The organism is Gordonia sp. ABKF26 (assembly GCF_041103195.1).
Lineage (GTDB): Bacteria > Actinomycetota > Actinomycetes > Mycobacteriales > Mycobacteriaceae > Gordonia > Gordonia terrae.
On sequence record NZ_JBGCVZ010000003.1, the window covers coordinates 3,710,263 to 3,729,398 of the forward strand.

A 19,136-nucleotide genomic window follows, 5' to 3' on the forward strand; every position below is an offset into this window, starting at 1 on the left:
CTCACCGTTCGACGAAGCCGTCGAGGTCCCCGCGCGGTTCATCCACACGCTCGACGACCAGGTCGACCCGTCCCGGCGTGGTGCCGGACCGGAGCGCCTCCAGCAGGGCGAGCGCCGAGTCCCGTGTCCCTTCGGCGACGACGAGCACCCGGCCGTCGGCCTGGTTCGATGCGTAGCCGACCAGACCGAGTTCGAGGGCGCGGGACCGCGTCCACCACCGGAAGCCCACGCCCTGCACGTGTCCGTGGACATGCGCGGTCAGCCTGATGCGGTCGGCGCCGTCCCCGATCCGGGTCTCGTCGGTCATCGGGTCAGTCCGTCTCGATCCGCAGATCCACCTCGGCACCGGCCTTCACCGTGCGCCCGACCGTGCACACCGCGTCGATGGCCCGTTCGACGACGACCAGCAGGCGCGCGGCGGCATCGGGGTCGAGTTCGGACAGGTCGATCTCGAGGGTCTCCTCGATGCGCGGGTAGACCTCGTTGTCGCGGTCCGCGTCGCCGCTCACCCGGATCGTCGCGTCGTAGTCGTCACCGAGGCGACGCGCCAGCGGGCGATCCGAGGACATGCCGGTGCAGGCGGCCAATGCGATCTTGAGCAGCTCACCCGGGGTGAACACACCGTCGACATCCTGTGAGCCGATCAGCACCTCGCCGCCGCGCGAGCTGCGTCCGGTGTAGCGGCGCGTGCCGGTGCGCTCGACCCAGAGGTCGGTGTGGACCTGGTCGGCGGGAACCCCGGCGGCGGGGGCAGTTGCTTCGGTGGTCATCGAAGGCGGGTCCTCTCACAGTCTTTCCGGCGGGTGCCACCGGCATCGCGAACAATAGTAAGAGCCCCGGCACATGAATTGTTCCCGGCGCCTCGGCGAAGTCGCTTGGGTCAGCGCGCGTTCGATCGCTCACTCGGGGGCCGCTGACAGCGAGGGCAGAAGAACGAGCTCCGGTTCATGAACTGTTCCCGCCGCATGATCGCTCCGCAGCGTCGGCACGGCTCCCCTGCCCGTCCGTAGGCGTTGAGCGAGCGCTCGAAGTACCCGGACTGTCCGTTGACGTTCACGTACAGGGCATCGAACGACGTACCGCCGACCTTCAGCGCCGCCGCCATCACCTCGGTGACGGCGTCGATCAGTTCGCGTAGCTTCTTGCGGCTGATCGTCTCGGCGACCCGGGCGCCGTGCAGACGCGCGCGCCAGAGCGCCTCGTCGGCGTAGATGTTGCCCACCCCGGAGATGACGGTCTGGTCCAGCAGCACCCGTTTGATCTCGGAGTGCTTGGCGCGCATGCGTTCCACGACACGGCCGGGATCGAAAGCCGGGTCGAAGGGATCGGTGGCGATGTGCGCCACCGATATCGGGACGTCAGCGGATGCCGCGTCGGTCGTGCCGGAATTATACTGGGGCGCATACACATCGGGGGTGTAGTCGTCGAGATGCCAACCGCCGAAGGTGCGTTGGTCGACGAAGCGGAGTTCGTTCTCGTCGTCGAGGACGGCGCGGACCCGCAGATGCGTGTGGTCGGGGGTTCCGACCCGTGCGATGAGCATCTGGCCGCTCATCCCGAGATGGACCACGAGCGCCGCCCGGTCGGTGGAGTCGGCGAGATCGATCCACAGGTACTTGCCGCGGCGGCGGACGCCGGTCACCTGCTTGCCGGCGAGCCGGCCGATCAGATCCGGCTCACCCCCGGCATGACGACGGATCGCGCGGGGATGGAGGACCTCGGTCGAGGTCACCACGCGCCCGGCGAGATGGGTCTCGAGACCGCTGCGGACGGTCTCGACCTCGGGCAGTTCAGGCATGCGACACCGCGGGCAGGTCGTGCACGAGGCGGAAGTTCACGAGGCCGGGGTTCACGAGGCGGAAGCGCGCTCGGTGAGCACTTTCCAGGCATGCGCAGCGGCCTGCTGCTCCGCTTCCTTCTTGGTCCGGCCGACGCCCTCGCCGAGACTCTCGCCCGCGACCAGCGCGGTCGCGGTGAACTCCTTGTTGTGGTCTGGACCGGTCGCGCTGATCTGGTACTGCGGCGGACCGAAGCCGCGCTCGGAACTCAGCTCCTGGAGCGAGGTCTTCCAGTCCAGGCCCGCGCCGAGGCTGCCGGCACGGTCGAGACGCTCGTCGAACAAGCGCAGGATGACCCGCTGCGAGGTCTCGAGACCATGGCTGAGGAAGACCGCGCCGAACAGTGATTCCAGACCGTCTGCCAGGATCGAGTCCTTGTCGCGGCCGCCCGTCATCTCCTCGCCGCGACCGAGGAACAGGTATTTTCCGAGCCCGCCCTCGTCCCCGAGCCCGCGGGCCACATCGGCGAGGGCGTGCATGTTGACGACGCTCGCGCGGATCTTGGCCAGTTCACCCTCGGGACGATCGGGATAGCGCAGGTAGAGACGCTCGGTGATGACGACGCCCAGCACCGAGTCGCCGAGGAACTCCAGGCGCTCGTTGGTGGGGAGGCCGCCGTGTTCGTACGCGTAGGACCGATGGGTCAGCGCCAGCGTGAGGAGCTCGTCGGGGATGTCGGTGTCCAGGGCGTCGAGCAGCGCGGCTCGCGGACCATCCTCCCGCACGGCCTCAGTCACGATGTCGTTTCCGGTCGGGATCCGCGGTGTCGGCGGCGTCGCCCTCCGACGCCGATACCGAGTCGTCGGCGTCGAGGTCCGCGAACTTGCTCGCGAGACCAGCCCACCGGGGGTCGATGACCTCGTGGGAGTGGCCCGGTTCGGCGATGGCGAGCCGGACGCCGCACACCTGGCACAGACCTTGACAGTCCTCGGAACACAACGGCGACATCGGCAGCTCGAGCGCGACCGCATCGATGATCGACTGCTCGAGATCGATGCGGTCATCGGCGATGCGATGGATGTCGTCGGCGTCGGTCGTCTGTTCGGTCGCGCTGTCCGGATAGGCGAACAGTTCGGTGAGGAAGACCGTGACCGTTCCGTCGACGGGTTCGAGGCACCGTGAACACTGACCGACGGTCTCGCCGCACACCGTTCCGGTCACCAGGATCCCCTCGGACACCGCCTCGAGGCGCAGGTCGAGATCGACGTCGGAATCCGCCGGGATACCGACCATCTCGACGCCGAGCCGCTCGGGTGTCCGCACCGTTCGGTGCACCTCGGACATGGTGCCCGGGCGGCGTCCCATCGAACGCACATCCAGCACGAACGGCTCGCGCCTGGGGGTCGAACCGGGACCGTGCGACGGCTCTGATGTCACAGCATGATCAGCCACAAACGCCCACCATACGCTGGCGTCCCCGAATGATCGACCGACGCCGGCGGCGTGTGGACAGCCGGGTCGACGACCGTGTCACACCCAGGGTCACACCGCGAGCGGCGAACCATGATCCCGGTCGTAGGTGTGACGCGCGGACGCCTCACGTGAGCGTGAACCGTCACCCTTGTTCTCGGTCCGGCCGGACTCGTCGACGCCGCGGGGGTACTCGACGTAATCGTGCATTCCGGCACCGGTGCGCAGCTGGTGCCGCCCACGGTTCACCGACCGCAGCGTGCCGGTCAGGACCTCTTCGAACTGGGCGAGCTTCTCGTCGACGTAGACGTCGCAGTCACCGCGCAGACGATCCGCCTCCGCGTGGGCGGCATCGATGATGCGCTCCGCCTCGGACTTCGCGGCGCCGACGACCTCGGTCTCGGAGACCAGCCGCTGCTGCTCGGCGATGCCGTCGGCCACCGACTTGTCGTAAGAGTTGTTGGCCGCGTCGATGGTGCGCTGGGCCTCGGCCCGCGCCCGGCCGGTGACGGCCTCGAACTCGCGAGCAGCGCTCGTCTGCAGGCGATGGGCCTCCTCGGAGGCATCCCCGACCAGCGAGTTCGAGTGCGCGCTCGCCTCGTCGACCATTCGGTCGGCCTGCGCCTTCGCCTCGGACAGAATCCGGTCCGCCTCGGCGCGGGCGTGCGCGAGAACGGCCTCGGACTCCGAATCCGCCTTCGCCACCGTCGTCTCGGCATGCTCGCGGGCATCGCCGATGAGCGTGTCGCGCTGATCGAGCACGTCCTGCGCGTCGTCGAGCTCGCCGGGGATGGAGTCCTTGATGTCGTCGAGGAGTTCCAGCACATCGCCGCGCGGGACGACGCAGCCTGCGGTCATCGGCACACTCCGTGCCTCTTCGACGATCGCGACCAGCTCGTCGAGAGCCTCAAATACCCGGTACACAGCCACCCCAATCCGGCGCTTGCCTGGTTGCAACAGTTGGTGAATCTGTGACTATTGTGCCGAATGGTGCGTCTGTGACTCGTGAAGCGCGTGGGGTGTGTCGCAGCTCGTGTCCGATCAGGCCGTAAGCTCGCCGGACAGTCGACCCAGCAATCGGCCGTGCACGTGTTTCGACAGGAACGGCGAGACGTCGCCTCCCAATTTCGCCACCTCTTTCACGAGCGAACTCGACACGTGCGCGAACCGCGGGTCGGTGAGCAGGAAAACGGTCTCCACGTCGGCGAGCTCGCGATTCATCTGAGCCATCGGCACCTCGTAGTCGAAGTCCACCGCGGAACGCAGTCCCTTCACGATCGTGTGGATCGACTCCTGGCGTAGATAGTCGACGAGGAGGCCCTCCCACCGATCGACCCGCACGTTCGGGATGTCGGCGCAGTCCTCCTCGATGAGTGCGATGCGCTCGTCGACCGCGAACATGCCGCGCTTGTTGGGATTGACCACCACCGTGATCACGACCTCGTCGAAACACGCCGCAGCGCGTTCGACCACGTATCGGTGACCGAGGGTGAAGGGATCGAAGGAACCGGGACACACAGCCGTCGTCATGGTCCGAACCTACCGGTCAGACCAGGCGGCCGATCTCCACCCGGGTGTCTCCGTAGGACTTGTCGACGACCACCTCGTAGTCCGACGGCCAGACCTCTCCGATGGACCGCGCCGACCGTTCGACGACCACCAGCGCGTCGTCGTCCAGATGTGCGGTCAGCAGGGTCAGGTCCTCGGTGATCCGTTCGGCGACGACGTCGTACGGCGGGTCGGCGAAGACCACTCCGAAGCGCCGTTCCGGGGCGCCGGCGAGGTAGGCGGACACCGCACGCGTATGTACGGTGGCGTTCGAGGCCACCCCGCAGGCCCGCACGTTCGCGGCGATCGTGGCGGCGGCCCGGCGGCCGGAGTCGACGAACGTCGCCCCGGCGGCCCCCCGTGAGATCGCCTCGAGCCCCAGCGCCCCCGACCCCGCATACAGATCGAGCACCCAGAGGCCGTCCAGGTCGGATCTGGCGGCGAGCATGTTGAACACCGACTCGCGAACCCGGTCCGACGTGGGTCGGGTGCCCTCTCCCGGAACGCGCAGCCGGCGACCCCCCAAGCGGCCGGCGATGATCCTCGTCATGAAGCCATTCTGCAACCCGGGAAGCCGCCCGAACCAATCGTGAATCACGTCTTTGTGACCCACTTCACATTGCATGTCTGATCAGGGACAAGGTAGGTGTTCCGCGGACCAATTTCCGCAGGTACATGACTTCGCCGACACGCGTTGTTAACGTCGAATGCGTTATGAGCCCTTCCCAAACAAGAACGGCCCCAACAACCACCCTCGCCGTCGACTATCGGACACCCACAGTCGACGACGGCACCCGCCTCTGGGAAATCGCTTCGGACTCAAAGGTTCTCGACGTCAACTCGAGCTACTCCTACGTCCTGTGGTGCCACGATTTCGCCACCACGTCCATCGTCGCCGAAGTAGACGGTCGCGCAGTCGGTTTCGTCACCGGCTACCGTCGGCAGAGCGATCCGTCCACCCTCATGGTGTGGCAGGTCGCCGTCGACGACGACGTCCGTGGACACGGCATCGCCGCGACGATGCTCCATCAACTGTTCGATCGCGTCAACCAGCAGGGCATGGTGGCCATGCACACGACCATCAGCCCGGACAACATCCCGTCGCAGCGCTTGTTCGCATCGGTCGCCAAGGCTCGCGGACTCCGCTTCGAACGCCGGGATCTGTTCGCTGCCAACACGTTCCCCGACTCTCATGAGCCGGAGGACCTCTACATGCTCGAACCGGAGATCCCCGAGCCCTGAGGTTCTGAGCACTGGGTCCGCCTGCGCAGATCGCAGGTGGACGCTGCGCGTCCGGGCTTCCGGCCCGCACACCACTTGTCGGACGCAGACCCCGTGATCGATTGTCCCCGATGACATCTCGACCATCGCCGACCCCGCCCCGTGGGACCCATCCGGTCCGGCGATCGCAACGAAGCGAATGACGAGCCGGGCACACCTGAAGAGCCCCACATTGTCACACCAGAAGGAAGCACAAGACATGCAACTTCTCGACACCCAGATCGACGACGCCATCTTCACCACCCATGAGTCCGAGGTGCGCAGCTACTGCCGCAACTGGCCTGCCGTGTTCACCACCGCGAAGGGCTCACACATCAAGGACCAAGACGGTCGTGAGTACCTGGACTTCTTCGCCGGCGCCGGTTCGCTGAACTACGGCCACAACAACCCGGTCCTGAAGAAGGCGCTCCTCGAGTACATCGAAGCCGACGGCATCACGCACGGTCTCGACATGGCGACCGTTGCCAAGGGGAACTTCATCGAGAAGTTCACCAGCCACATCCTCGAGCCGCGCGGCCTCGACTACAAGATCCAGTTCCCCGGACCGACGGGTACCAACGCGGTCGAGTCGGCGCTGAAGCTGGCCCGCAAGGTGACCGGACGTACGTCGATCATCAGCTTCACCAACGCTTTTCACGGCATGACCCTCGGGTCGCTGTCGGTGACCGGCAACTCGATGAAGCGCGCCGGCGCCGGTATCCCCCTCGTCCACGCGACCCCGATGCCGTTCGACAACTACTTCGACGGTGTCATGGAGGACTTCCACTGGTTCGAGCGCGTGCTCGACGACTCGGGCAGCGGCCTGAACCGTCCGGCAGCGGTCATCGTGGAGACGGTCCAGGGTGAGGGCGGCGTGAACGTCGCCCGCGCCGAGTGGCTGCGCGCGCTCTCCGAGCTCTGTGAGCGTCGCGACATCCTGCTGATCGTCGACGACGTGCAGATGGGCTGTGGCCGCACCGGCGAGTTCTTCTCGTTCGAGGAAGCCGGCATCAAGCCCGACATCGTCACGCTGTCGAAGTCGATCAGCGGTTACGGCCTGCCGTTCGCGCTGACCCTGTTCAAGCCCGAGCTCGACGTGTGGACCCCCGGCGAGCACAACGGGACCTTCCGCGGCAACAATCCCGCGTTCGTCACCGCCGCCAAGGCCATCGAGACCTACTGGGCCGATGACGCGCTGACCCGCGACATCCATGCCAAGGGTGAGCGGATCCACGAGGTCTTCACCGACCTGTGCAGCCGCTACGACGGCATCTCCACCCGCGGTCGCGGCATGGTGCGCGGACTCGCCTTCGACGACCACACCGCCGCCGGCAAGGTCTGCGCGCAGGCCTTCGGCGCGGGGCTCCTGGCCGAGACGTCGGGTCCGTCCGACGAGGTCGTCAAGCTGCTCCCGCCACTGACCATCTCCCGCGAGGATCTCGACCGTGGCCTGACCATCCTGTCCGACGCAGTCAAGGAGGTGATCGGATGATCGTCCGCACCACAGAAGAGATCACCGGTACCGAACGCGAGGTCGCCGACCCGAAGGGAAACTGGGTCTCCAAGCGCATCGTGCTCGGCGGCGACCAGGTGGGCTTCTCGTTCCACGAGACCACCATCAAGGCCGGTTCGGTGAACGAATTCCACTACGCCAATCACGTCGAGGCGGTCTGGCTCGTCGAGGGCACCGGCAACCTGCTCGATCGTGAGACGGGCGAGACCTATCCCCTGGCGCCCGGCACCATGTACCTGCTCAACGGACACGAGCGCCACACGGTGACCGCCGACACGCAGATGCGCATGCTGTGCGTGTTCAACCCGCCGGTCGTCGGCACCGAGGTGCATGACGAGAACGGCGTGTATCCGCTGGTGGCCGTGCCGCAACCGACCGGCAAGCACGCCGACGAGGCCGTGTCCTCCTGATCTGCTGACACAAGCCCCCCAACAATCGCCACCCCGCGTGGCAGTCGCTCAGATGTCTGTCGCGACTGCCCTCGGAGGTGGCGATTGTCGTTCTATCGCCTCCCAGAAGGCCAGCACCGCGTCGACCGTCTGAGCCGCCTGCTCGACCGACGGGATCACCCGGGCCCCGCGAACGGTGATCTCGCGCGCATCATGCATTGTGCGCGCCACCGACCTCGCCTCCTCGGGAGTCCACTCCCCTCGATCATCGGTCGTCACGAACAGCACCGGACAGGTGATCGCCTCGGCCGCCCAGGTCAGGTCGGTGCGGTGGAGAATGGCGGTGCGGACGGCCCGGATCATCGACCGTCCGGAGACCCGTAGCGAGCGCCGCAGCAGGTCGATCGCCTCGGGATCGTCTCGACGTGTGTCGTCGGTGAACAACGTCGCCACGATGGCCGACCACACCGGGCCGCGTGCGCCGATCACCCGATAGATCGGCAGCAGGAGCCGAATCCGTCGTCGTAGGTCGCGTTCGATCGGACCCGTCGGCGCACTCATCGCCACCAGCGTGGTGACGAGTGTGGGTTCGACCGCGGCGAGATGCAGGCCGACGTGCCCACCCCAGGCGTTGCCGACCCAGTCCACCGCGGCCGAACCGGTGAGGTCGCGAACGGTCGCGACTATCTCGACCGCGGCGTCCGCACACGCGGCGATGTCGGCGGGCTCGGCCGACTTGTCACTCTCCCCGCACCAGGGCGCATCGACGATGAACAGACGCCGGTGTGCCGCCAGGCCCGGGACGACACGATCCCAGGCCGCCGAGTCGACGAACATGCTGTGCCACAGCACCGCCGGGGGCCCGTTGCCCACAGCACGGACGTGCAGACGCCCCAGCGTCGTCGGTACGAAGAAGTCGTCCATCGGTGCTCCCTGCCTGACGAGGTGGCACTCGAGTCGGACCACCCTTTAATTCACATTACACAGTGTATCTTCAATTATGTCTAGACTCGTCGACGTGGCCAGGACCTACTCATCGGAAGTTCGCGCGGAGCGAGCCCGCGACAACCGCGCCCTGGTCCTCGAGACCGCCACCGAGATGTTCTGCGAAGACGGGTGGGTGGCGACGACGATGTCGGGGGTGGCGACCCGCGCGGGACTCACCCGACCGACCGTCTACCGACAGTTCGACAACAAGCTCGACCTGCTCGACGCCTGCATCGTCTCGGCCCTGCGACGAGACGAGGACGTCCCGGTTCGCGACAGTGCCGACTACCAGGCCATGGGACGCGGCGACCGGCACGCTCGCATTCGCGCGGCGGCCTCGTGGTTGCGCGACGCGCACCTCCGATCGGCGGCCATCCAGCACGTTCTCGACGAAGCCGCGGTCACCGACGGCGACGCGGCGGCGCTTCGCAGTGCACGCGAGCAGACCCGCTGGCACGAGGTCCGCTTTGCCCTCACACTCGTCCTCGACCGGGAGCCGGACGACCACACCGTGGACTCGATGTGGATGCTCGCCTCGAGAACCCTGTGGCTCCGCCTCACGCGGGAGCGCGGCTGGACCGCGGCCCGATGGGAACAGTGGTTCATCGCGCAGACCACGGCCACGGCGGACCGCATCGAGGAGATCTGAGACCGGCCTATCCTGGCGAGAGTGCGTACTCGTCTCCAGCTCGGCTCCACCCCGGCCGAGCACACCCCGCTCGACGACGACGTCGCGGACCGGATCGCGCTGGCCGCCGACATCCTCGCCGGGCGCCGTTTCGCGGTGCTCACCGGAGCGGGCATCTCCACCGATTCCGGTATTCCCGACTACCGGAGCCCCGGGTCGCCGCCGCGCACGCCGATGACCCTCGAGATGTTCCTGTCCTCCGCCGACTTCCGCCGCCACTACTGGGCCCGCAATCACCTCGGCTGGCGGCACATGGACGCCGCGGTCCCCAACCGCGCTCATCTCGCACTGACGGGGCTACAGCAGCGCGGGTGGCTCTCCCGGGTCCTGACGCAGAACGTCGACATGCTGCACACCAAGGCCGGCACACGCGGGGTCATCGAGCTGCACGGGTGTTACGGACGAGTCCGCTGCCTCGACTGCGACTGGCGGATCTCGCGGCACCGCCTCGCCGAACTCCTCGAGGAGGTCAACATCGAGTTCGCCCGGCGGGTCCGCGGGCGCGGGGCCATCGAGGTCGCCCCCGATGCCGATGCCACCCTGTCGGACACGTCGGACTTCGTGATGATCGACTGCCCGAACTGTGGCGGCATCCTCAAGCCCGACATCGTCTACTTCGGCGAGACCGTCGCCAAAGACGTTGTGGACGAGTCATATTCGGTGGTCGACGATGCCGACGCCCTGGTGGTCGTCGGATCGTCACTCACCGTCATGTCCGGTCTGCGGTTCGCCCGGCGGGCACACCGCGCCGGCAAGCCGCTCATCATCGTCAACCGGGGAGTGACGCGTGCCGATGAGATCTCGACCCTGAAGATCGATCACGAGGCCGGCTTCGTTCTCCCGGCGCTGGCGACCTTCTGACATCCGAGCGACAGCTCAGCGCGAGACGACCACCAGATCGTCCGCGTGGACCACCGGACGCTGCAGCTCGGGCGGGAGGTCGCGCGTGGAACGACCGACCATCGACGTCACGTCGTCGACACCGTAGGCCGCGACTCCCCTGGCCCGAACGGTGTCGTATCGGTCGACGAGTTCGACGACGTCGCCCTCGAAGAACCTGCCCGTCACCCCGACGATGCCCGCGGCGAGCAGGGAACGCCGTTTGCGCGACACCGCATCGACCGCTCCGTCGTCGAGCGCGATCCGGCCCCGCGCGTCGGCGGCATGACGCACCCAGAAGCGCCGGGCGGACAGTCGCTCGGGTCGCGCGGCGAACACCGTCCCCACCGAGGCGTCGGCCAGCGCCTGAGCCGCCGACGAGGCGGCCGCCAGCAGCACGGGCACGCCGGCATCGGCCGACAACCGTGCGGCGGCCAGCTTGGACGCCATGCCGCCGGTGCCCAGCGCGCCGCCGGATCCGGCGATCACCCCGTCGAGATCCTCGGGGCCGTTGACCTCCGGGATCAGCCGGGCACGCCGTCCGTCGACGTCGACCTTGCGCGGATCGCCGTCGTACAGGCCGTCGACATCGGAGAGCAGGATGAGTGCATCGGCTCCCGACAGATGGGCGACAAGCGCGGCGAGGCGGTCGTTGTCGCCGAAGCGGATCTCGTTGGTGGCCACGGTGTCGTTCTCGTTGACCACCGCGACGGCGCCGAGCGAACGCAGACGGTCAAGCGTCCGTTGCGCATTCGCGTGATGACTGCGGTTGGAGATGTCGTCGGCGGTGAGCAGGACCTGACCGACCGTGCGGCCGTACCGAGCGAACGAGGTACCCCACGCGTGCGCGAGGGCCAGCTGCCCGACGCTGGCCGCCGCCTGCTTGGTGGCCAGATCAGTGGGCCGTCGCTTGAGGCCGAGGGGTGCGATCCCGGCGCCGATGGCCCCCGAGGACACGACGATCACATCCGACCCGGCCCGCATCCGGGCCTCGAGGGCGTCGGCCAGGGCGTCGAGTCGGTTGCGGTCGAGTCCCTCGGTGAGGTCTGTCAGCGCCGACGACCCGATCTTCACGACCACGCTGCGCGCGTGGGCGATCCGGTCGCGCACCGATCCGTCGTGGAGCCGATCGACGGAGCCGGCGGTCACGGGAGGTCCCGCTCCCCGCCGTCCTCGTCCGGCAGGCCGCGCCGCAGGCGTCGGGCCTGCTTGCGTTCGGCGGCCCCCACGCGATCGGAGCGGTCGAGGCGGATGTCGGTGCCGCGGCCGGTGATCGGGACGTCGTCGCCCATGGGCGTCGACGGCTCCCAGTCGAACGTGACCGCACCGATGGTGACGGGCGCACCCGGTTGCGCACCCCGCTTCACCAGTTCGTCTTCGACGCCGAGACGGTTGAGCCGGTCGGCCAGGTAGCCCACGGCCTCGTCGTTGTCGAACTGGGTCTGCGCGATCCAGCGTTCCGGGCGTGCGCCGCGGACGATGAACCCGCCCTCGTTGTCGGGATCGGCCTCGATCGTGAAGCCCGTGTCGTCGACGGCCTTGGGCCGGATGATCGCACGCCGGGCGACCTTGGCGGGCTGGGACTCCCGGTACTCGCGCACCATGCGTGCCAGTGCGAAGGTGAGCTCGCGCAGACCTTCGTGGGCGACCGCCGAGATCCGGAACACCGGCCAACCGCGTTCGGCCAGTTCGGGTTCGATCAGATCGGCGAGCTCGGCGGCGTCGGGTACGTCCAGCTTGTTGAGGATCACCACACGCGGGCGAGAGGCGAGGTCGCCGAGTCCGTGATCGTCGTCGAGTGCCGGGACGTAGGCGGCCAGCTCGGCCTCCAGCGCATCGATGTCGGAGATCGGGTCACGCCCGGGTTCCAGTGTGGCGCAATCGACGACGTGCGCGAGCACCGCGCAGCGCTCGAGGTGTCGGAGGAACTCCAGTCCGAGCCCGCGGCCGGTCGAGGCGCCCGGGATCAGACCGGGGACGTCGGCAATCGTGAAGACGTCGCCGGCGGTCTGCACGACCCCGAGGTTCGGGACGAGCGTGGTGAAGGGGTAATCCGCGATCTTCGGTTTCGCGGCCGAGAGCACCGACACGAGCGAGGACTTGCCCGCCGAGGGGAACCCCACGAGGCCGACATCGGCCACGGACTTGAGTTCGAGGACGAGCGAACGCTGTTGGCCCTCCTCCCCCAGCAAGGCGAAGCCGGGGGCCTTGCGGGCCTTCGACGCGAGCGCCGCATTCCCCAGTCCGCCCCGACCGCCCTGCGCGGCTTCGAAGACCGCACCCTCCCCGACCAGGTCGGCGAGGATCGTGCCGCGCTCGTCGAGGACGACCGTGCCGTCGGGCACCTTGAGGACGAGGTCGCCTCCGGTGGCACCGTCACGGTTGTCGCCGGCCCCGGGCTTGCCGTTCGACGCCTTGGCGTGCGGGTGGAAGTGGAAGTCGAGCAGGGTGTGCACCTGGGGGTCGACGACGAGGCGCACCGAGCCGCCGTTGCCGCCGTTGCCGCCGTCCGGTCCGCCGAGAGGCTTGAACTTCTCGCGATGGACCGACGCGCAGCCGTGGCCGCCGTTCCCCGCGGCGACGTGAATGGTCACGCGGTCGACGAACCGAGACATCGAAATCCTTCTTCCGTCAAAAAAGAACAGGGCGGGCGGGGTACGCGATGACCCTGCCCGCCCTGTGTAGAGCTGTGTCGTGCCGGTTGCTCAGGTCAGACCGAAGCGGTTTCCGGGACGATGTTGACCGTCTTGCGGCCACGCTTGGAGCCGAACTCCACCGCGCCCGCGGCCAGCGCGAACAGGGTGTCGTCGCCACCGCGACCCACGTTGACGCCGGGGTGGAACTTGGTGCCGCGCTGGCGGACCAGGATCTCGCCTGCGCTCACCTGCTGGCCGCCGAAGCGCTTCACGCCGAGTCGCTGGGCGTTGGAATCGCGACCGTTGCGCGAGCTGGACGCGCCCTTCTTGTGTGCCATGTGTCAGTCCTCCTGAGGTCTTCTCGAAGCGGGTCGAACTACTTGATGCCGGTGACCTTGAGGACCGTCAGCTTCTGACGGTGACCCTGGCGCTTGTGGTAGCCGGTCTTGTTCTTGAACTTGTGGATGCGGATCTTGGGGCCCTTGACGTGGTCGACGACCTCGCCGGTGACCGAGATCTTGGCCAGCTTGTCGGCATCGGTGGTCAGATTCGACCCGTCGACGACCAACGCGACCGGCAGACTCACCGTGCTGCCGATCTCTCCGTCGATCTTCTCGACCTTCACAGTGTCGCCCTCAGCGACCTTGTACTGCTTTCCGCCGGTCTTGACGATCGCGTACGTTGCCATCGAAGTATTCCTCTTACTCGTCTACTCGGACCCTCGGGGCGCGGGCGCTCCTGGGGCGTTTGTGTTGTGCGTGCCGGGGCGGGCCGCAGGGCACCCAGTCACGTGGCCGGGAAGCTGCGGTTCGCACCAGAGGGCCTGCCGACGGGATTCGCACCGTTGCTGTGCCGAAGCGGGCAGAACAGCGCAGACCCTCCGCGGGAGGCGACTTTCCAAGGTTACGGGAATGTCGGCGGTCGGGTCAAACTCACCCGACGCCGGCCCGTCACCGTCCGGCCACCGCCCCTCAGTCGTCGGCCGGCGGTGGTCCCGCGGGACGCCCGGCGCCGCGTTTACGCGGTCGGCGCCGGACCGCGACCGCCGTCTCCGGAGTTCCGGAGGAGACCGGCCCCGAGGTCGTCAGCGGTGTGTCCGGGACCACGTCCACCGCGGTCATCACCACGTTCTCGGGTGCCGTGGTCGTCTGGGCCGGACGACGGACGACCCGACGCCGTCGTCGCGCCTGCGCCTGACCGTCGGATGCGGCGGTCCCGGCAGCCGCCGGTTCCGGCGCTTCCCGTTCGGTCGTGTCCGCTTCCGCCTCGACTGGTTGTGCCCCGACCGGCTCCGCGGAGGTGTCGGCGGCCGGAGTCGAGCTGTCCGCAGCTGCGTCCGACTCGGCGTCGGTGACCGGCTGCCCGGCCGGCGCGTCGACGCCCGGTGCCGCGTCCCCGCCGAAACCTTGCGGCGTGTCACGGTCCGGCTGATCTCCGCCGTTGTCCTCGGCGTGCTCGTCGTCGTGGGAGTGCGCGGCCATCGCCCGGAACATCGGATGCTCGGCGGGCTTGTGGGCCGGCGCGACCGCCGGAGCGGCCTCCGGCTGTGCGTCGGCCTTCTTCTTGCCGCGACGCGACCGCTTCGAGCCCGAGCCCTCCCCCCGCGAGGAGTCCTCGGTCTTCACCTCGACGGGATTCGCGTGCACGATGATGCCCCGGCCGCTGCACGCCGTGCAGGTGGTCGAGAAGGCTTCGAGCAGACCCGTTCCCAGGCGCTTGCGGGTCATCTGGACGAGACCGAGCGAGGTCACCTCGGAGACCTGGTGGCGGGTGCGATCACGGGCGAGGGCCTCGGTGAGCCTGCGCAGCACCAGATCCCGGTTGGACTCGAGGACCATGTCGATGAAGTCGACGATGATCATGCCGCCGATGTCGCGCAGCCGCATCTGGCGCACGATCTCCTCGGCGGCCTCGAGGTTGTTGCGCGTCACCGTCTCCTCGAGGTTGCCCCCCGAGCCGGTGAACTTGCCGGTGTTCACGTCGACGACGGTCATCGCCTCGGTGTGCTCGATGATCAGCGTGCCGCCGGACGGCAGCCACACCTTGCGGTCGAGCGCCTTCGCGAGCTGCTCGTCGATGCGATGCACCACGAACGAATCCGGCGCGTCGGCGTGCGGCTTGTCGAACTTCTCGACACGCTCCATCAGGTCCGACGCCACCGAGCTGACGTAGCCCTCGACCAGGTTCCAGGCCTTGTCGCCCTCGACGACGAGCTTCTTGAAGTCCTCGTTGAACAGGTCGCGGACCACTCGCACCAGGAGATCGGGCTCCTCGTACAGCGGTTTGGGGTTCGACGACCCGCCCTTCTTGGCCTGTGCGACCGCCTCGTCGATTGTCTTCCACTGCGACTCGAGGCGTGCGATGTCGGCTCCGAGTTCCTCGGCGCTGACCCCCTCCGAGGCGGTGCGGATGATGACGCCGGCCTCGTCGGGGACGAGTTTGGCCAGGATCTGCTTGAGACGCTTGCGTTCGACGTCGGGCAGCTTGCGGCTGATCCCGGTCGACGAACCACCGGGCACATACACCAGGTAGCGACCGGCGAGGGAGATCTGGGTGGTCAGACGAGCGCCCTTGTGCCCGACCGGGTCCTTGCTGACCTGGACGAGGACATTGTCGCCCGGCTTGAGTGCCTGTTCGATCTTGCGCGAACCGCCGTCGAGTCCGGCGGCGTCCCAGTTGACCTCGCCCGCGTACAACACGCCGTTGCGTCCGCGGCCGATGTCGACGAACGCGGCTTCCATGCCCGGCAGGACGTTCTGAACCCGACCGAGGTAGATGTTGCCGACCATCGACGACGACGTCGCGGTGGTGACGAAGTGTTCGACGAGGACGCCGTCCTCGAGGACCGCGACCTGGGTGTAGTCCTCGACCGCGGCGTGTTCGTGCCCGTCGTTGCCGGAGATGCGACTGTTGGCGCTGCGTTCCCGGACGACCATGACACGGTCGACCGCTTCGCGGCGCGCGAGGAACTCCGACTCGGTCAGGATCGGCGGCCGACGGCGACCGGCATCGCGGCCGTCGCGACGACGCTGACGCTTGGCCTCCAGGCGGGTCGAGCCCGAGATGCCCTGCACCTCGTCGCGGGCCCGCTTGCTGCGCGGCTCACGCTCGTGCACCACCGTGTTCGGCGGATCGTCGGGAGACGCCTCGTCGGCCTCGCCCCCGCCCTTGCGGCGGCGCCGCCGGCGCCGGCGGCGGGTCGACGACGAATCGCCGTTGTCATCGTCGCCGGACGCGTCGTCACCGTCATCATCGCCGGTGTCGGCGTCGTCGCCGGCCTCGTCGGCGCGGCCGCTCGATGCACCGGCGGACTCGGCGTCGGCTGATTTGTCCGAACCCGACCTGCGACTGCGGCGCCGTGTGCGCTTCCCCGACGGGCGGCCCTCATCCGAGCGTGACTCGTCGGCCGACTCGTCCTCGGACGAGCTGTCCTCGGAGTCCGTCTCACCGGCGGTGCTGTCGGAATCACGGGTCGCGTCGTCGCTCGACGCGTCGGTACCGGCGGAGTCGTCGGCATCCGACTCGTCGGAGTCGGACTCGCCGTCTCCACCCTGGTCGCCTCGACCGCGTCCGCGACCACGACGCCCACGACGACGGCGGCGGCTCCGACCCGAACCCGAATCGTCGGCAGAATCGTCGTCGTTCGAATCCTCGGCGTTCGAATCCTCGGCGTTCGAGTCTTCGGCATTCGAATCGGTGGCGTTCGAATCGCCGGCGTCGTCGGCCTTCGACTCGTCGACCACCGGCCGGTCCGCCGCTCCGCCTGCCCCGGATTCGGGTGTCGCGGCCTCGGGTGTCGCGGCGTCGGTTGTCTCTGCCTCGGTTGTCGCGGCTTGGGAGGTCGGGGCCTCGGAGGTCGTGGCGCCGGCCGACTCGTCACCGGTGGTCGGCGCAGGGGCATTCGCGTCGGCCTTGGCCTTCGCGCGCCCGGACCGGGCGGAGCGGGGCTTGTCGGCCGGGGCCTGCGGCTGCAAGAACAGCGGTTGCACGCCGGCAGATGGCTCGGCCTCGCCTGCTGACGGCGCCACCGGCGCGTTGTACTGCGCCGACGCCGCCGAGAACAGTGTCGGGGCCTCCGCTGCCGGCGTCGGGCCGGCCTCGTCCGCCGACGTCTCCGTCGGCGACGGGATCGGTTCGGTCTCGGTCTCCTCGACCGCGACCGGCACCGGAGCGGCTGAACCGGTCTCGGTTGTTTCCACCTGGGCTGATTCGGCCCGGCCAGATCGGGCCTCGGCTGTTTCGGCCTGGGCCGGCGAGGACTCCGCCGCCGGAGCCTCCGCCGGGCCGTCTGCGGCCGGCGGGGTCTGCGCCGGCGTCGCCGCGGTCTCGTCGACCCCGGCGCGCACCCGGTCGGCCACGGCTTTCGCCAGGTCGCGTTCGACGCTGGACTGCGGGCTGCGAGTCTGCACACCGAGGCTCGCCAGGTGAGCCAGCACCTGTCGGCTCGTCAGGCCCAAGAAGCGCGCCAGGGCGTGCACACGAAGTTTGCTGGGAAATTCCTCCGCCGATTCCGACGCTGCGTTCGCGTCAGCCGGCGACCCGTTGTCGGTCACTCAGTCTCCTCGAACCCCCGGGCGCGTCGGGCTGACGCGGCCACGCGAGGGTCTGCTCTGTGTCCCGGACCTGATCGGACCGGTGTTGTGTGGTCTGCGCGTCGTTGCGACGACCCGATCTGCGGGTCACCCGACGACGCTCTTGCTGTGTCGATGACCGCATCCCCGGACGCCTTCCACGCCACCGGGCACAGGAGAACCTGAGTGTTCGGCTGCTGGCAGCAGTGCGAACTCGGTGGGGTCAGCTGCGGTTCCGTGGCGTCGCGATGCGTCGGTGACGCACCGCGACGCGCCGGAACCAGGGCGCGTCATCCGGTTGCCGTCGACAAAGTGTGTCGGCGATAACTGCACAAGTATCCCACACCGCGGTCGGATGACCGCAAAGGATGAGCGTTTGACGGCGCGCGTCGAGCTGACGAACCTGTTTCAGCCCGTGAGACCGGGGAACCAGAGCGCGATCTCACGCTCCGCCGATTCGGGCGAATCGGACCCGTGGACCAGGTTGTACTGAGTGTTGAGGGCGAAGTCGGCACGGATGGTTCCGGGCACGGCCTTCTCCACCGGATCGGTGCCGCCGGCGATCTGCCGGAACGCCGCCACCGCGCGGTCCCCCTCGAGGACCGCCGCGACCAGCGGACCCGAGGTGATGAACTCGAGCAGCGAGGGATAGAACGGTTTTCCCTCGTGCTCGGCGTAGTGCCCGCGGGCGACCGCGTCGTCCGCGGTCTTGAGCTCGAGTGCCACCAGGGTCAGTCCCTTGCGCTCGATACGGCTGATGATGTCGCCGACGAGGCCGCGTTCGACGCCGTCCGGCTTGATGAGTACGAGAGTGCGTTCAGTCACGACTGACACCCTATCGACCGGTGACGCTTCCGCACCGGTCAGGAGCAGTACTCACCCGCGACCGGGAAGAAACCGTAATTGAACAGGCTGCCGGTTCGGGACCGCGGATCGACGACCACCTGGATGCAACCGCCCGGTGAGGCGAGAGCCCCGGCCAACGCGAGGTCGAACTGTTGCGCCAGACCGAGATTCGCGGGCCGGTACTGAGTGGGTACCGGCAGGCCGGCGATCGCCTCGGGCGCCTTCATCGACGCGGCACGCTCGGTGATCGCGTGCGTGGCGACGTAGCTGTACTCCCCCGGCCCGACCGGAACCGGCGCACCGGCTTCCGGCGCACCCGTGAGGTTCACGATCGCGAGCGGGGCCTGTTCGTCCTCGGGCGCGGCGGCGGCCGTCGCCGGGACGGTCAGCGCGAGTGCCGCGGCGGCGAGCAGAACCGCGGGCAACGCGGAGCGGCGGGTGCGGTCGGAGATGACGGTCCGGGAGAGCTGGAACTGCACGTATGTCCTCACATCGGGTATAGCGGGAAGTGGTTCGACAGGCTGCGAGGAACGACCTGTCGCCCCCGCGGCTTGGGCCATTGTTGCAGCCG

The 19,136-nt window shown here is 68.4% G+C and carries 22 protein-coding genes; 5 read left to right on the forward strand and 17 right to left on the reverse strand.

Annotated elements, in window-relative coordinates; translation table 11 throughout:
• Position 1: 1 nt before the first annotated feature.
• From AB4Z55_RS17150 to AB4Z55_RS17190, 9 genes are all read right to left on the reverse strand, one after another.
• Entirely contained in the window at positions 2-307 is a 306-nt protein-coding gene (locus AB4Z55_RS17150) for an acylphosphatase (RefSeq protein WP_004019654.1), read from the reverse strand.
• Positions 308-311: 4 nt separating this feature from the next.
• Positions 312-770, reverse strand: a complete 459-nt coding sequence (locus tag AB4Z55_RS17155) for an OsmC family protein (RefSeq protein ID WP_248645260.1) — start codon at positions 768-770, stop codon at positions 312-314.
• Positions 771-880: 110 nt separating this feature from the next.
• The gene (gene mutM / locus AB4Z55_RS17160) at positions 881-1,798 is read right to left on the reverse strand and encodes a bifunctional DNA-formamidopyrimidine glycosylase/DNA-(apurinic or apyrimidinic site) lyase (protein WP_369520157.1); all 918 of its coding nucleotides are present in this window, start codon (positions 1,796-1,798) and stop codon (positions 881-883) included.
• Positions 1,799-1,849: 51 nt separating this feature from the next.
• Positions 1,850-2,575 (reverse strand): ribonuclease III, encoded by a 726-nt coding sequence (gene rnc, locus AB4Z55_RS17165; protein WP_004019647.1) that lies wholly within the window; start codon positions 2,573-2,575, stop codon positions 1,850-1,852.
• Positions 2,568-3,215, reverse strand: coding sequence for a DUF177 domain-containing protein (locus tag AB4Z55_RS17170; RefSeq protein ID WP_248645258.1), 648 nt, complete (start codon positions 3,213-3,215; stop codon positions 2,568-2,570). The genes rnc and AB4Z55_RS17170 overlap by 8 nt, the downstream gene beginning before the upstream one ends.
• Before the next feature lie 105 nt (positions 3,216-3,320).
• Complete coding sequence (locus AB4Z55_RS17175; RefSeq protein ID WP_033203506.1) at positions 3,321-4,172, reverse strand: DivIVA domain-containing protein; 852 nt, start codon at positions 4,170-4,172, stop codon at positions 3,321-3,323.
• A 117-nt stretch (positions 4,173-4,289) separates the two neighbouring features.
• Positions 4,290-4,778, reverse strand: coding sequence for a pantetheine-phosphate adenylyltransferase (gene coaD, locus AB4Z55_RS17180; protein ID WP_004019642.1), 489 nt, complete (start codon positions 4,776-4,778; stop codon positions 4,290-4,292).
• 16 nt (positions 4,779-4,794) lie between these two features.
• Complete coding sequence (gene rsmD / locus AB4Z55_RS17185; RefSeq protein ID WP_239402740.1) at positions 4,795-5,346, reverse strand: 16S rRNA (guanine(966)-N(2))-methyltransferase RsmD; 552 nt, start codon at positions 5,344-5,346, stop codon at positions 4,795-4,797.
• Between the two features lie 81 nt (positions 5,347-5,427).
• On the reverse strand, positions 5,428-5,487 hold the full coding sequence (locus AB4Z55_RS17190) for an SWIM zinc finger family protein (RefSeq protein ID WP_354559857.1): 60 nt from the start codon (positions 5,485-5,487) through the stop codon (positions 5,428-5,430).
• A 23-nt stretch (positions 5,488-5,510) separates the two neighbouring features.
• Here AB4Z55_RS17190 and ectA point away from each other — a divergent pair, with 23 nt between their 5' ends.
• From ectA to AB4Z55_RS17205, 3 genes are all read left to right on the forward strand, one after another.
• Positions 5,511-6,038 (forward strand): diaminobutyrate acetyltransferase, encoded by a 528-nt coding sequence (gene ectA, locus AB4Z55_RS17195; RefSeq protein WP_064571055.1) that lies wholly within the window; start codon positions 5,511-5,513, stop codon positions 6,036-6,038.
• Between the two features lie 238 nt (positions 6,039-6,276).
• A complete protein-coding gene (gene ectB / locus AB4Z55_RS17200) occupies positions 6,277-7,548 on the forward strand; it encodes a diaminobutyrate--2-oxoglutarate transaminase (protein ID WP_354559734.1) in 1,272 nt (423 codons plus the stop codon).
• The gene (locus tag AB4Z55_RS17205; protein ID WP_004019634.1) at positions 7,545-7,979 is read left to right on the forward strand and encodes an ectoine synthase; all 435 of its coding nucleotides are present in this window, start codon (positions 7,545-7,547) and stop codon (positions 7,977-7,979) included. Before ectB ends, AB4Z55_RS17205 begins: the two co-directional genes overlap by 4 nt.
• 48 nt (positions 7,980-8,027) lie before the next feature.
• Here the strand turns inward: AB4Z55_RS17205 and AB4Z55_RS17210 are convergent, their stop codons facing one another.
• Positions 8,028-8,882: an alpha/beta fold hydrolase gene (locus AB4Z55_RS17210; RefSeq protein ID WP_248645257.1), complete on the reverse strand. Its 855-nt coding sequence runs from the start codon at positions 8,880-8,882 to the stop codon at positions 8,028-8,030.
• A gap of 76 nt (positions 8,883-8,958) precedes the next feature.
• Between AB4Z55_RS17210 and AB4Z55_RS17215 the strand changes: the two genes are divergently transcribed.
• Positions 8,959-9,594: a helix-turn-helix domain-containing protein gene (locus AB4Z55_RS17215; RefSeq protein WP_354559736.1), complete on the forward strand. Its 636-nt coding sequence runs from the start codon at positions 8,959-8,961 to the stop codon at positions 9,592-9,594.
• Positions 9,595-9,615: 21 nt separating this feature from the next.
• Positions 9,616-10,494: a Sir2 family NAD-dependent protein deacetylase gene (locus AB4Z55_RS17220; RefSeq protein WP_369520158.1), complete on the forward strand. Its 879-nt coding sequence runs from the start codon at positions 9,616-9,618 to the stop codon at positions 10,492-10,494.
• A gap of 15 nt (positions 10,495-10,509) precedes the next feature.
• Here AB4Z55_RS17220 and proB read toward each other — a convergent pair whose 3' ends face one another.
• The 7 genes from proB to AB4Z55_RS17255 all read right to left on the reverse strand — a co-directional run bounded on the left by proB (position 10,510) and on the right by AB4Z55_RS17255 (position 19,044).
• Entirely contained in the window at positions 10,510-11,661 is a 1,152-nt protein-coding gene (gene proB, locus AB4Z55_RS17225; protein WP_248645254.1) for a glutamate 5-kinase, read from the reverse strand.
• On the reverse strand, positions 11,658-13,127 hold the full coding sequence (gene obgE, locus AB4Z55_RS17230; protein WP_239402735.1) for a GTPase ObgE: 1,470 nt from the start codon (positions 13,125-13,127) through the stop codon (positions 11,658-11,660). The genes proB and obgE overlap by 4 nt, the downstream gene beginning before the upstream one ends.
• 95 nt (positions 13,128-13,222) lie before the next feature.
• Complete coding sequence (rpmA, locus tag AB4Z55_RS17235; protein ID WP_004019626.1) at positions 13,223-13,486, reverse strand: 50S ribosomal protein L27; 264 nt, start codon at positions 13,484-13,486, stop codon at positions 13,223-13,225.
• Positions 13,487-13,524: 38 nt separating this feature from the next.
• Entirely contained in the window at positions 13,525-13,836 is a 312-nt protein-coding gene (rplU, locus tag AB4Z55_RS17240) for a 50S ribosomal protein L21 (protein WP_004019625.1), read from the reverse strand.
• Positions 13,837-14,119: 283 nt separating this feature from the next.
• Complete coding sequence (locus tag AB4Z55_RS17245) at positions 14,120-17,701, reverse strand: translation initiation factor IF-2 N-terminal domain-containing protein (protein ID WP_369520159.1); 3,582 nt, start codon at positions 17,699-17,701, stop codon at positions 14,120-14,122.
• Positions 17,702-18,127: 426 nt separating this feature from the next.
• Positions 18,128-18,544, reverse strand: a complete 417-nt coding sequence (gene ndk, locus AB4Z55_RS17250) for a nucleoside-diphosphate kinase (RefSeq protein ID WP_064571050.1) — start codon at positions 18,542-18,544, stop codon at positions 18,128-18,130.
• A gap of 38 nt (positions 18,545-18,582) precedes the next feature.
• Positions 18,583-19,044, reverse strand: coding sequence for a hypothetical protein (locus AB4Z55_RS17255; protein WP_369520160.1), 462 nt, complete (start codon positions 19,042-19,044; stop codon positions 18,583-18,585).
• Positions 19,045-19,136: the final 92 nt, after the last annotated feature.

Bases quoted from the DNA above. Each gene is read 5' to 3' on its own strand.
- AB4Z55_RS17150 (WP_004019654.1), bottom strand. From the start codon at position 307: ATGACCGACGAGACCCGGATCGGGGACGGCGCCGACCGCATCAGGCTG.
- AB4Z55_RS17155 (WP_248645260.1), bottom strand. From the start codon at position 770: ATGACCACCGAAGCAACTGCCCCCGCCGCCGGGGTTCCCGCCGACCAG.
- mutM (WP_369520157.1), bottom strand. From the start codon at position 1,798: ATGCCTGAACTGCCCGAGGTCGAGACCGTCCGCAGCGGTCTCGAGACC.
- coaD (WP_004019642.1), bottom strand. From the start codon at position 4,778: ATGACGACGGCTGTGTGTCCCGGTTCCTTCGATCCCTTCACCCTCGGT.
- rsmD (WP_239402740.1), bottom strand. From the start codon at position 5,346: ATGACGAGGATCATCGCCGGCCGCTTGGGGGGTCGCCGGCTGCGCGTT.
- ectA (WP_064571055.1), top strand. From the start codon at position 5,511: ATGAGCCCTTCCCAAACAAGAACGGCCCCAACAACCACCCTCGCCGTC.
- ectB (WP_354559734.1), top strand. From the start codon at position 6,277: ATGCAACTTCTCGACACCCAGATCGACGACGCCATCTTCACCACCCAT.
- AB4Z55_RS17205 (WP_004019634.1), top strand. From the start codon at position 7,545: ATGATCGTCCGCACCACAGAAGAGATCACCGGTACCGAACGCGAGGTC.
- AB4Z55_RS17210 (WP_248645257.1), bottom strand. From the start codon at position 8,882: ATGGACGACTTCTTCGTACCGACGACGCTGGGGCGTCTGCACGTCCGT.
- AB4Z55_RS17215 (WP_354559736.1), top strand. From the start codon at position 8,959: ATGTCTAGACTCGTCGACGTGGCCAGGACCTACTCATCGGAAGTTCGC.
- obgE (WP_239402735.1), bottom strand. From the start codon at position 13,127: ATGTCTCGGTTCGTCGACCGCGTGACCATTCACGTCGCCGCGGGGAAC.
- rpmA (WP_004019626.1), bottom strand. From the start codon at position 13,486: ATGGCACACAAGAAGGGCGCGTCCAGCTCGCGCAACGGTCGCGATTCC.
- rplU (WP_004019625.1), bottom strand. From the start codon at position 13,836: ATGGCAACGTACGCGATCGTCAAGACCGGCGGAAAGCAGTACAAGGTC.